The sequence below is a fragment of the Parabacteroides sp. AF18-52 genome (assembly GCF_003479145.1).
In the GTDB taxonomy this organism is placed as follows: domain Bacteria; phylum Bacteroidota; class Bacteroidia; order Bacteroidales; family Tannerellaceae; genus Parabacteroides; species Parabacteroides faecis.
Genome location: NZ_QUGR01000001.1, coordinates 766,879 through 778,423, shown reverse-complemented (window position 1 = coordinate 778,423; position 11,545 = coordinate 766,879). Strand labels below are relative to the sequence as shown.

The window sequence follows — 11,545 nt, the reverse complement described above, 5'->3', positions numbered from 1 at the left end:
ATATCGAAACAATAAAAAACGAAATACAATGAAACGAGTAAGTAAAACAAGGCTGTTTGCACTGTTGTTTCTGCTGGTAGCCGGCGGTTGTACTGAAACGGTTGTGGAAGAAGATGATATTCCGCTTCATGCCCTGAAGGATGTGGATGCCAGGTTTATCCTGAATGTACAGGCTAACCGGACTCCTGTTACCCGTAGTATTATTTTTACTCCTGATGGTACGATCGAGTCGGATACGCTGGCAGTAGGTACAAATGACTCGATACGAACGAAGGCCGCCGCTCCATTGTCTGAAATGCAGGAAAGCCAGATCGCTAGCCTGTGGGTCGGGCAGTATGATGCGATAACGGGTACGCGTTTGTTTAACCAGTATATTCCTTCTATGACAGGAACCACGGTCAATCTGAAATTGAAACAGAGTCATAATGGCAACAGGAGCCGTGTCTATTTCATATCGAATGCCGGTGATCTGGGAGCGATAACCACTGAAACGATCTTGAAGAAACATACATTGGTTTATACCTCTACGCCTGAGGGGTTGCCTGATAATAATTTATGTAAGATGATGGGATACTGGGAGGGTGAAGTAACGGCCGGCGGCATAAGGGATATAAGAGTGGAACTAACCCGCCTTGTTGCAACGATTACGTTTACTTATTCGACAAGTGCTGATTTTACATTTAGGCCTACTTCCGTTGTTTTGAAAAATGCCCCGACCGTATCGCAGGTGGAAGCGCCAACGAAACAGTTGACGACAGGAGGTATCAGTTATAATACCTATACGGGAACGGTCAGCCAAACGGGTGTTACTGTGTACTGGTATCTGCCGGAAAATATGGCGGGAACTGTCAGTGATGCAAACGCTGTTGATTCGGAGAAAAAGAAGACTGGTCAGGGTGTAACGAATGCAACCTGTATCGAGTTGACAGGAACAGCCGTACAAGGAGGTGTGACGTATGGGGATGTTACTTTCCGTTTTTATCCGGGTAGTGATAAGAACAATTACGATATTGTGCGTAACTCCCGTTACACGATGGACGTAACTTTGATAGGTATAGATATTTCCGATGAACGTATTACCGTCGGTGAGATACCTCCTATTGAAGTCGATCCTGCTGAAATGCCTGCTAAGAAAGGAGGTGAAAAGGAAATACAGATAACAGCTCGTCCGGGGCAGCAATGGGTGTTCGACATGCCTCTCTGGTTATCTGCCTTGCTGAACGGTCAGAATATACCTTTGGGTGCAACCATCACGCATCAGGGGCCTGCCAAAGTAAAGTTTATAGCTGAGGAAACGAACCCAAAAGCAGAAAGCAGATCTACCTCTTTTAATATAGAAGTCAACGGAGTCAATCAGGTGATAACGATTGTTCAGGCGGGTTCTACCCTGACAAAAGGCAGTGATATATCACTGGATGCAGAAGCCCCTTCAGAGTCGGCTTCTGCATTTACATCTATCGAGGGTTTGCAATGGTCGGCATCTTTAAGTGGCGATGGCTGGCTGGATTGGTCTGCATCCAATCCGGGTACTTCGGGAACTGTGCAGGACGGCCCACAATCGTTAATAGTAAAAGCAATTACCAGTAATCCATTTGCCCGGGTACGTAGCGGTAAAATAACGGTAAAAACCGGGGCGTCGGTGGGGGACGCCGGTTATACAAATCTGAAACAGGAGATCGCGGTTACGCAAGCAGCTTCGACAGTCAGTAGTTCAACCAAAGCGGTAGCTGCCGAAGGTGCTGGAAGCCTAAGCTCTTCGTTAACTGTTACTCCCGGTTTGAATTGGTCAGCTAGTGTAGTGGGTGGTAGTTGGATCACTTTAGTAACGACATCCGGTGGTCCGGCTACAAATTCAGCAGAGAATGTAACTTATAATGTCCCGGTTAATCCGTACTCTTCTCCGCGAAGCGGAGTAATAACGGTTCGTGCGGGCGATGCGACTGATGGGCCGACAGGAATCATCACCATAAACCAGGATGCTTCGGTATTTAGCGCAACTAATGCAACTACAACAATAGATGTTGTGGCTACTACTACTTCAACCGGTTCGGTTACTGCTACTACAGGTTTGGTATGGACTATATCTCCGGAAACAGATAATGGAATAACTGTGAGTCCAACCAATGGAATAGGTAATGCTATACTAACGTTTACGGCATCAGATAATACCAGCTCTGTAGCTGTTGAGCGTACGGGTTCATTTTCTGTAACAGTTACGGGAACAAGTCCGGCGCGTATAGTGATGGTTACTGCTAAGCAGACGGCTCCGGCTTATGTGGAAAGTATCCAGGTTTGTAAAGCTGATGGTGGTAAGATGACTTTTAGTGAGGCCAACGATTATTGTCTTAATTTGGTTGCAGAAGGAAAGGAGGATTGGCGTGTACCTACGAAGAGTGAACTGGAAGTTATATATAGGAATAAAGATTTATTACAATCCGTAACTGGTTTCGATGAGTTTATAAACGACTACTATTGGTGTAGTGATACCGGTGGGCGCTACGGGCGTATTGTCATGCACTTAGGTAATGGTAATGTTGGCAGTGATTATGATCATTACAGTAACTATATTCGCTGTGTCCGGTCTAAATAGTTATGCCCAGCAAACTAGACCAAAGATGATGGAGTGACAACCGAGGTTTGGAAGGTGTAAGAAAACCTTTTTAATGGCAACTTAATAATAATACGAATAAAAATAACATTTAAAACATATATTATGAACAAAGCGGATTTAGTAAATGAACTAGCGGTGAAGTTGAATATCCCACAGTACCAGTCTCGTCAATTTCTCAATGCTTTCCAGGAAGTGTTGACAGAAACATTGAAACGGAGTCCTATAATCCTTCAAGGATTCGGGACATTTGAGCCCTGGAATCAGAAAGAACGGCAGGGGCGTAATCCTCGTAACGGTGTCCCTTGTATGATTGCTCCCCGCAAAAGTGTTAAATTCAAACCTGGAAAGTTTTTACTTCGAGATTTGAATTCTCCCAAATAGAGAGCAAAAGGGAGACACAAGTGTAAACCGAATAGAAAAGTTGAACGAATATAGATTAAAAACGAAATACAATGAAACGAGTAGGTAAAACAAGGCTGTTTGTACTGTTGTTTCTGCTGATTGCAGGCGGTTGTACTGAGACGCATGTGGAGGAAGATGATATTCCGCTTCATGCCCTGAAAGAAGTGGATGCCGGGTTTATCCTGAATGTGCTGGCTAACCGGACTCCCGTTACCCGTAGCATCACATTTACTCCGGACGGCACGATCGAGTCGGATACGCTGGCAATAGGTGCAGAGGATTCGGTACGAACGAAAGCTGTTGCCCCGTTGTCTGGAATTCAGGAAAGCCAGATTGCCAGCCTGTGGGTCGGGCAGTACGATGTAACAACGGGTATGCGTTTGTTCAACCAGTATATTCCTTCTATGACCGGTACAACAGTCAACCTGAAACTAAAGCAGAGTCAGGCCGGTAGCAGGAGCCGTGTCTATTTCGTGTCGAATGCCGGTGATCTGGGGGCAATAGCTACTGAAACGGTCTTGAAAAAACATACGTTGGCTTATACTTCTACGGCCGAGGGATTACCAGATAATAACTTATGTAAGATGATGGGATATTGGGAAGGCGAAGTGGCGGCCGGTGGTGTAAGAAATATAATGGTGGAACTGACCCGCCTTATCGCTGCAATAACGTTTACTTATTCGACAGGTGCTGATTTTACATTCAGGCCTACTTCCTTAGTTTTGAAGAATGCCCCGACCGTATCGCAGGTGGAAGCGCCAACGGAACAGTTGACGACAGGAGGTATCAGTTATAATACCTATACGGGAACGGTCAGCCAAACGGGTGCTACTGTGTACTGGTATCTGCCGGAGAATATGGCGGGAACTGTCAGTGAAGCAAACGCTGTCGATTCGGAGAAAAAGAAGACTGGTCAGGGTGTAACGAATGCAACCTGTATCGAGCTGACAGGAACAGCCGTACAAGGAGGTGTAACGTATGGGGATGTTACTTTCCGTTTTTATCCGGGTAGTGATAAGAACAATTACGATATTGTGCGTAACTCCCGTTACACGATGGACGTTACTTTGATAGGTATCGATATTTCCGATGAACGTATTACCGTCGGTGAGATACCTCCTATAGTAGTAGATCCAACTGAAATGCCTGCTAAGAAAGGAGGTGAAAAGGAAATACAGATAACAGCTCGTCCGGGGCAGCAATGGGTGTTCGACATGCCTCTCTGGTTATCTGCCTTGCTGAACGGTCAGAATATACCTTCGGGTGCCACTATTACACATCAGGGGCCTGCCAATGTGGTGTTTAGAGCTGTGGAAGCGAACCCAAGAGCAGAAAGCAGGTCTGTCTTTTTTAATATAGAAGTCAACGGAGTCAATCAGGTGATAACGATCGTTCAGGCGGGTTCTACTTTGACAAAAGGGGATGATATCTCACTGGATGCAGAAGCAAGTTCTGAAGGGGCTTCTTCTTTTACAGCAACCGAGGGGTTGCAGTGGTTAGCTTCCCTAAGCGGTGGTGACTGGCTGAATTGGTCCAATTCAGCGTCAGCCGGTCCTGAAGCACCGGCTGACGCACAACCGTTAAAAGTAAAGTCTACTGCCAGTAATCCATTTGCCCGGATACGTAGTGGTAAAATAACGGTGAAAGCCGGGGCCTCGGTGGGAGACGTTGATTATACAAATTTGATTCAGGAAATAAAAGTTTTACAAATGGGTTCTATTGTGACCGGATCAACTGTAAATATGAATGCAGAAGCTGTAAATAATCAGGCATCAACCTTTACTGCCACAGTCGGTTTGGACTGGGTTGCTAATGTAACGAATGGTAATTGGATTTCACTTACCGGAACAACGTCGGGTTATCCGACCACCGGAAATTTACAGAACATAACTTTTGATGTTTCTGTTAACCCGTCTTCAACTCAACGAAGTGGTGAAGTTGTTGTTCGTGCGGGGGATGTGGTTGATGGTCCGACGGGAACAATTACGGTAAATCAATTAGGCTCTAACTTTAGCGTATCTGATACAGAGTTAGTGTTGGCGTATGTTGCTACTTCTGGTTCTGTAATAGTAAAAGGAACAAACGGTTTGCTTTGGACAGTAAGTCCGGCTGAGAGTATAAATGGTATCACACCTGCTACTATCTCTCAAATAGCAGATGGTAATGCGCAGGTATTAAACTTTGATGTTACTGAAAATATTGGTACTGTAGTTCGTGAAGCTATTTTCACTGTCGCTGTAACAAATGGAGATCATTCTAAGCGAGTAAGAGTGAAACAGAAGGCCCGTGTTACTGTAACAATAGATCAGAGTGTGTTGCAAAGTTATTCTGCTCGATTATTATTTGGTTATAATTGGTTAAGTCATCCGCTATTTGATGCTGATGGAACAAATAAGGCCGCATCTCATGGTATTACTAATGTGAATTTATCATCATCTCCTCCTACAATGACAGGGTCTTATACTATACAGATACAGGAAGGACAAAATAGAGCCTCTGCCAGTTATTCAGATATGCGACATTATTGTGATACTTTAACTGAAGATGTTTTTAATGATTGGCGTTTACCAACTCAAATAGAGTTACATGGCATATATCAAAAAGTTGCACGAGAAGGTTCTATAGGTGCTAGTGCTAGCGCGTTTATCAGCAATTGGTATTGGAGCAGTTCGGTTTATCTTGAGGCTCCAGCCGATTATCGTTGTGTATTGACTTTTGGTGGTGTTGATGGTATTCCTGCCGGCGCTTTTGGTGCTCTTGGTTTGGGTACCAATTCTTATGTACGTTGTGTAAGAGATATTCAATCTATAAGATAAGAAATTATGAATAAAAAAGATTTAATTAGTGCATTAGCTGTCAAAATGAATGTTACGCGACAACAATCATGCGAGTTTATCAACTCTTTTCAAGAAGTATTAGCCGATACATTAAAACAGGATTCATCTGTGATGCTCCAAGGGTTTGGTACTTTTTCTTCTTGGAAACAAAAGAAACGGGAAGGACGTAATCCTCATACTGGCATTTCTTGTGTAATTGCTCCCCGTAGAAGTGTTAAATTTAAACCCGGAAAGTGTTTACTTAAAGACTTGAATTTTCCCAAATAGAGAGCAAAAGGGAGACACTAGCGTAAACCGAATAGAAATAGACCTTGTGTTTCCCTGTTTTTTTGATTTCCCTCAATTATTTATTAACGCCTATTAGATATATCATGAAGAAACAAAACAAATTAGAAGCCTTATTCCCAAATGGAAAAGTCCCAGACGTGAACGAGTTTAACCGCAATCTTGACAAAATGTCGAAAGAAGGTCGTAACCATTTGCTTGAAAAGATTTACAAAATTGCATTTACCGTATGGTCAACCTTGCCTAAAAAACACCAGAAGTTCATCGAAGAAGTAATTATCCACGACCGCCAGTCATATGTCGACTTCATCATTGATAAAACAGTGATGACTTGCCTTCGTTGCCCCCTCCGTTTTCCCGTCTTGTTTATCCGGATGCTCCATTTAACGGAAGTAGTAGAACGTACTGCGCAAACTTCAATAAATCATTTATCAATGTCTGTTCTTATCTGTTTCCAAATTTGTGGCAAGATTGGCACGCTTGCCGGGAATATTAGTAAAGGAGGGTTTACTTGCGAAGAGGTGCTGGTGTTGGCGGGGAAGGTGAGGGTGGGGGATTATTGTGGGGACTTGAATTAATAGTATTTTTCAATTCTACCAAATCTTGTTATTATTTTATTTTCTGATTCAATAGCTACGAGCGAACGTAATCCCCGATGAAAGAAGAGCATATCTACAAAATACTCCTTATTGTTATACTCCAAACGATATTGATTGCCCATAAAGGTAAACCCTCGACCTAATTCCAAAATGAATGACTTGATTTTGGCGACCAACCGTTTCTTCAACTCTAATTCTTTGATGGGCTCTGCTATTCCAAGAAACCCTAAATTATAAGAACTCCTGAATACCTCATTGGCATAATCAGCTTGCGCTTCGGGCAGTGCAATATCAAAGTTATTACTTTTGATTTGCGTTTGCCTGTTAGCATAGGTATTCATCTTTATGGCATTGAGTAACAAATCTTTTTTCCATCCTTTTTGAACTGCTTCTTGAGAATGAAAAAATATTTGCTCCAACGTGAGTTCTTTATCTACATAAGTAATATATTATGCCCCCAAGGCAAAACTGCAACGCAACGTTGCAGTTTTATATCAGCTTGATAATAAAGCTTATAATACCGTTTCATGTACCACAAATTACGAGGCGACAACCCCATATCTGGAAACTGTTCTTTTAGGTCAATAGACAATCTATTAACTACACCACTACCATATCCACCTTCTAAATTTTTTTCAAGGAGCAACTTACCTATATTCCAATATGCAGAGTTTACGGTCGTGTTTATCTGTCGGGCAATAGTGGCGCGAGCAGTCTGAATTTCTGCAACAGCTCGTTGTAGTATTTGAGCGTACTCACTATCGTTTATTATCTTTATTTCTTTCGTCATGACTCATTCATTTTTTATACCAGTCTATTAGCTCTTTTATTTCAGGAGGAATAGTCTCTCCTACTAATCGTTTTTATTGATTAATATATTGGAAAACATATCCTTGTTTACTTTTCTCTTTAATAAAGTATGATAAATAATTATAGTTATGCTCGAATTTAAGTATATTGATAAGCTCTTCTGCTGCGTGAGTAAAGCTAGTTTGATTAAATACAATCTTATTTTCACCTTCCTTTTTTACACCTATTATCTTATTTCCAAACTGTATTATAGCCATATTCAAAGGCGGAATAGTTGGGTATGTAATATTTAGTGATGTATTTGAATGAATCAACCCCGCAGCTTCCAAAACAAGTATATCTGAAAATGTTATACCAAATTGGTCATATGAGTTTTCATTGTTTACTTTTAGGACTGAATGATTAAAAACAGACATCGATGCTAATTTTTCAAAAAGCTCAGCCTCTTTTTTATCCAAATTACTCAATAACTCTAATGCTCTAATGCTCACATTACCAGGATTAGAAACCTCGTTTCCTAATATTTTCGCCCAGATTTCTTTTAACTCATCACTATTAATGTCCTGAACTTTATTAAAGAATCTATTTTTCCAATCAAAATCAATAGGTGTGTCTGAAACATTTTTTGATAAATATTTAATAGATCTATCCGCTACATCTTCAATGTTCATTTGTCTATTTATTTCTTGTAATGCTATGCGTTTTTTTGTCCTTTCAATAATTTCATCGTTGGCATCGGCAATTATTATCATACCTTTTGCTTCAGCTTCTTTTTGCATTATTAAAGCTTCCGCATTCGCTTTCGCCTCTTTTCTTATTTGAGTTGGTTTATACAATGTCCCAATAGCAGAACTTACTGTTTCGATAAGTTTCTCCAGAGGCTTTCCTTCTGTTTTAATAATATTAACTTCCATTATTTTGCATTTATTTAATTAGCTCTTTCATATCAACCTGCAAAATTTCAGCTATCTTATGAAGCATTTGCAGGGATAGTTGGCTGCGGTTGCAAGCGTTTAAAGTTCTTACCGAGTTTTTCTGCTAACCACGTCTGCTTGATGCCTTTTTCGTTTAGTACCTCTTTATCTGATTATTTTGCATCTTAACGTTTATTATAGTCCAAATATAAGAAATATTTTTGGATAATTATAAGTAAACAGTGAATTTACTAATGTGTAACTAATTAAAACTTTGTTTCAAACGACCTATATGTTATAGAAGCGGAGTCTTTTGTTTGAAACCTGCTACTAAACAGGTCGCGGATTTGCAACAGAAAGTCTTCGTAATACCACATGTAATGTGATTGTTTGCGGAGATTAATGTTTGTATTTGGTACGTCGTTGCGGTAAATCTACCTTGATGGAAATAGCCATCAACATAGAAATTGTTGCTGTAGGATGATTGGTTTTAAAGACCGATTCTTTGCGGGAAAATGAATTCCCGTTAAGTGGGGAGAAGATATATTGACTTATATTCTATAATTTGATACCCTTTCGGATATTTATTTCGTGATTATGTTAAAAAAGAGTACCCGAAAGGGTATTAAGAGTGTTATTGAAAGTTGTAAATAAATTAAATCCATTCCAGAGATTCCAGCGTAATAATCATTATTTTCCTGATAAACGTTAAATAAGAACCTAAATTTATCGGTGTGATGATTCCTGAAAAATGGTATTTTAAGATTTTGGTTGTTTCTAAAGTCTTATTATATATTGTTTTACATGATACTCTCGCGCCTATCTTTGCATATATCCCTATCTGTACCTTTGTATCGTTCCCCTGGAAACAGTAGTATTAATCATTAAAATAGAAAAGCTATGACACTGAAATTTAGAAAGGTGCAGCGCAAGGTTCTTAGCGGTGACGATAAGGACAAGGTGAAGACTTATGCGATGGCGCGGTCGTCGAATTATTGCGATATGGATAAGTTGTGTGAATTGATCTCCAGCCGCTCGGCGATGTCGAGTGCTGATGTGAAGGCAATACTCGATTCGTTAAATTGGGCGATGAGCCTGGAGCTTCGTTCGGGTAGTATTGTACAGGTGGGTGAGTTCGGTAGTTTTCGTCTTTCGATTCGTTCGAAAGGAGCGGAGACGGCGGATGCTTTCAATGCTTCCCTGATAAAAAAGGCACGGGTGATATTCTCGCCGGGTACCAGTCTGCGCTGGATGAGTGAGATCGTGAAGTTTGAAGAGGATGAAGATACGAAACCTAAAAAAGAAGAAAATCCGGATGATGACAGACCGGTGATTGAATAATTAAAAATGGTAAATTGGGGATTACCTGATTGAAAGAGGAAGGGGGGAATGTATGAAAAAAGTTTCCTTTATTTTAGGAAAGAAAATGCTTTTTTGTCCTAAAATAAAGGAAAACTTATAAGGAAAGAGGTTATCAAATTGCTGATTGCTATTAAGCAAAGTGAAATCCTGTTTGATGTGATAGACCGGGATGTGGAATTGCCATTTTCCTATTATCACTTGTTTAATATGGAAGATCTGTGTTCTATTAAAGCCTTATAATCTATTTTCATTTGATTTAGTAAAAATGAAATATCAATAAAATCATACCATAGCGGTACTACTTTTCTAAATTTGTTGTATGTATTTTCAATAACCTTATCTTCAACTTTCATTGTTTTTAGTAGATTGTCAAAGTCAGATCTCTTTAATTTTCGTTTTTTTCCGTTCAGAGTCAGAGCAAGTTCTTCTGTGTCTTCAGGTATGACCAGCTTAGTCGATAAGAGATCATAAGCAGGCGTTAGTGTGGTTTCTTTTATCTTTTTATAGAGGGAAAAGTTTTTTAGGTGCATGTCTGCATTACCTGTAAGATAACAGAACAATAAAACCTCAACGTAATTGATCAAGTCCAGGACTGGGTACGCTGAAAACTCTACAATCTTTTTGGCTTACTATACATATAAATTTTAGCTTGTTTCATGGTTCTATTAAATTATTCCTGTCCATAGGTACGGCACCAAGTTGCATTCCGAACAGTTTTAATACCTGATTTACTTTATCCATTTTCAAGGTTTCTTTTCCTTGTTCTAGTTCGCGAAGAAAACGGAGTCCGACACCTGCTTTCAGCGCGAACTCTTCACGTGATAATCCAAGCGACTTGCGCTTTGATTTTACATATTCATTTAATGATAAGTTATTCATTTTTGATACCTCTTCGGGTACAAATATAATGAATATTTCTTGTTTGATACCCTTTCGGGTATTTATTTTTGTGGCTTTTGTTAGGGAATACCCGAAAGGGTATCAAATTTGTTACGAGAAGTCATTAAATAACCTAAATCTATCCCTAAGAATCTCACGTAATAATCATTATTTTCCTGATAAACGTTAAATAATAACCTAAATCTATCGGTGTGATGGTTCGTGAAAAATGGTATTTTAAGATTTTGAATGTTCCTAAAGTCTTATTATATACTGTTTTACATGATGCTATCGCGCCGATCTTCACATATATTCCTACCTATACCTTTGTATCGTTCCCCTGGAAACAGTAGTATTAATCATTAAAATAAAAAAGCTATGACACTGAAATTTAGAAAAGTGCAGCGCAAGGTTCTTAGCGGTGACGATAAGGATAAGGTGAAGACTTATGCGATGGCGCGGTCGTCGAACTATTGCGATATGGATAAGTTGTGTGAATTGATCTCCAGCCGCTCGGCGATGTCGAGTGCTGATGTGAAGGCAATACTCGATTCGTTAAACTGGGCGATGAGCCTGGAGCTTTGCTCGGGTAGTATTGTACAGGTGGGTGAGTTCGGTAGTTTTCGTCTTTCGATTCGTTCGAAAGGGGCGGAGACGGCAGATGCTTTCAATGCTTCCCTGATAAAAAAGGCACGGGTGATATTCTCGCCGGGTACCAGTCTACGCTGGATGAGTGAGATCGTGAAGTTTGAAGAGGATGAAGATACGAAACCTAAAAAAGAAGAAGGTTCCGGTGGAGATGACAGACCTGAGATTGAATAATTGAAAATGGTAAATTGAAGATTA

General features: G+C 40.3%; 12 protein-coding genes. 7 read left to right on the top strand and 5 right to left on the bottom strand.

Annotated features, from left to right (window positions below; all coding sequences use genetic code 11):
• Positions 1–28: 28 nt before the first annotated feature.
• The 5 genes from DWX23_RS03305 (at position 29) to DWX23_RS03285 (ending at position 6,713) form a co-directional block, all read left to right on the top strand.
• A complete protein-coding gene (locus DWX23_RS03305) occupies positions 29–2,590 on the top strand; it encodes a DUF1566 domain-containing protein (protein WP_158607044.1) in 2,562 nt (853 codons plus the stop codon).
• Between the two features lie 123 nt (positions 2,591–2,713).
• A complete protein-coding gene (locus DWX23_RS03300; protein WP_122373387.1) occupies positions 2,714–2,992 on the top strand; it encodes an HU family DNA-binding protein in 279 nt (92 codons plus the stop codon).
• 71 nt (positions 2,993–3,063) lie between these two features.
• Complete coding sequence (locus DWX23_RS03295) at positions 3,064–5,829, top strand: DUF4906 domain-containing protein (protein ID WP_122373386.1); 2,766 nt, start codon at positions 3,064–3,066, stop codon at positions 5,827–5,829.
• A gap of 6 nt (positions 5,830–5,835) precedes the next feature.
• Positions 5,836–6,117: an HU family DNA-binding protein gene (locus tag DWX23_RS03290; protein ID WP_122373385.1), complete on the top strand. Its 282-nt coding sequence runs from the start codon at positions 5,836–5,838 to the stop codon at positions 6,115–6,117.
• A 104-nt stretch (positions 6,118–6,221) separates the two neighbouring features.
• Entirely contained in the window at positions 6,222–6,713 is a 492-nt protein-coding gene (locus tag DWX23_RS03285; RefSeq protein ID WP_122373384.1) for a hypothetical protein, read from the top strand.
• Here the strand turns inward: DWX23_RS03285 and DWX23_RS25080 are convergent.
• The 3 genes from DWX23_RS25080 to DWX23_RS03275 all read right to left on the bottom strand — a co-directional run bounded on the left by DWX23_RS25080 (position 6,710) and on the right by DWX23_RS03275 (position 8,458).
• Positions 6,710–7,153: a PDDEXK nuclease domain-containing protein gene (locus tag DWX23_RS25080; protein ID WP_233587474.1), complete on the bottom strand. Its 444-nt coding sequence runs from the start codon at positions 7,151–7,153 to the stop codon at positions 6,710–6,712. The two genes, DWX23_RS03285 and DWX23_RS25080, sit on opposite strands and share 4 nt — an antisense overlap.
• A gap of 14 nt (positions 7,154–7,167) precedes the next feature.
• Positions 7,168–7,524 carry a DUF1016 N-terminal domain-containing protein gene (locus tag DWX23_RS25075; RefSeq protein WP_233587472.1) on the bottom strand — a complete coding sequence of 119 codons (357 nt, stop codon included), beginning with the start codon at positions 7,522–7,524 and terminating at the stop codon, positions 7,168–7,170.
• A gap of 73 nt (positions 7,525–7,597) precedes the next feature.
• Positions 7,598–8,458 carry a DUF2806 domain-containing protein gene (locus DWX23_RS03275; protein WP_122373383.1) on the bottom strand — a complete coding sequence of 287 codons (861 nt, stop codon included), beginning with the start codon at positions 8,456–8,458 and terminating at the stop codon, positions 7,598–7,600.
• Positions 8,459–9,358: 900 nt separating this feature from the next.
• Here DWX23_RS03275 and DWX23_RS03270 point away from each other — a divergent pair.
• Positions 9,359–9,799 carry an HU family DNA-binding protein gene (locus tag DWX23_RS03270; protein ID WP_122373382.1) on the top strand — a complete coding sequence of 147 codons (441 nt, stop codon included), beginning with the start codon at positions 9,359–9,361 and terminating at the stop codon, positions 9,797–9,799.
• 215 nt (positions 9,800–10,014) lie between these two features.
• On the opposite strand, the gene DWX23_RS03265 is transcribed toward DWX23_RS03270, so the two are convergent.
• On the bottom strand, positions 10,015–10,404 hold the full coding sequence (locus DWX23_RS03265; protein ID WP_233587471.1) for a HipA domain-containing protein: 390 nt from the start codon (positions 10,402–10,404) through the stop codon (positions 10,015–10,017).
• Between the two features lie 70 nt (positions 10,405–10,474).
• Positions 10,475–10,699 (bottom strand): helix-turn-helix domain-containing protein, encoded by a 225-nt coding sequence (locus tag DWX23_RS03260; RefSeq protein WP_044214648.1) that lies wholly within the window; start codon positions 10,697–10,699, stop codon positions 10,475–10,477.
• A gap of 378 nt (positions 10,700–11,077) precedes the next feature.
• On the opposite strand from DWX23_RS03260, the gene DWX23_RS03255 reads away from it, so the two are divergent.
• A complete protein-coding gene (locus DWX23_RS03255) occupies positions 11,078–11,521 on the top strand; it encodes an HU family DNA-binding protein (RefSeq protein ID WP_122373380.1) in 444 nt (147 codons plus the stop codon).
• Positions 11,522–11,545: the final 24 nt, after the last annotated feature.

What these genes read in the sequence shown, in the direction of transcription:
- DWX23_RS03305 (WP_158607044.1), top strand. Translation starts at nt 29, where the DNA reads ATGAAACGAGTAAGTAAAACAAGGCTGTTTGCACTGTTGTTTCTGCTG.
- DWX23_RS03300 (WP_122373387.1), top strand. Translation starts at nt 2,714, where the DNA reads ATGAACAAAGCGGATTTAGTAAATGAACTAGCGGTGAAGTTGAATATC.
- DWX23_RS03295 (WP_122373386.1), top strand. Translation starts at nt 3,064, where the DNA reads ATGAAACGAGTAGGTAAAACAAGGCTGTTTGTACTGTTGTTTCTGCTG.
- DWX23_RS03290 (WP_122373385.1), top strand. Translation starts at nt 5,836, where the DNA reads ATGAATAAAAAAGATTTAATTAGTGCATTAGCTGTCAAAATGAATGTT.
- DWX23_RS03285 (WP_122373384.1), top strand. Translation starts at nt 6,222, where the DNA reads ATGAAGAAACAAAACAAATTAGAAGCCTTATTCCCAAATGGAAAAGTC.
- DWX23_RS25075 (WP_233587472.1), bottom strand. Translation starts at nt 7,524, where the DNA reads ATGACGAAAGAAATAAAGATAATAAACGATAGTGAGTACGCTCAAATA.
- DWX23_RS03275 (WP_122373383.1), bottom strand. Translation starts at nt 8,458, where the DNA reads ATGGAAGTTAATATTATTAAAACAGAAGGAAAGCCTCTGGAGAAACTT.
- DWX23_RS03270 (WP_122373382.1), top strand. Translation starts at nt 9,359, where the DNA reads ATGACACTGAAATTTAGAAAGGTGCAGCGCAAGGTTCTTAGCGGTGAC.
- DWX23_RS03260 (WP_044214648.1), bottom strand. Translation starts at nt 10,699, where the DNA reads ATGAATAACTTATCATTAAATGAATATGTAAAATCAAAGCGCAAGTCG.
- DWX23_RS03255 (WP_122373380.1), top strand. Translation starts at nt 11,078, where the DNA reads ATGACACTGAAATTTAGAAAAGTGCAGCGCAAGGTTCTTAGCGGTGAC.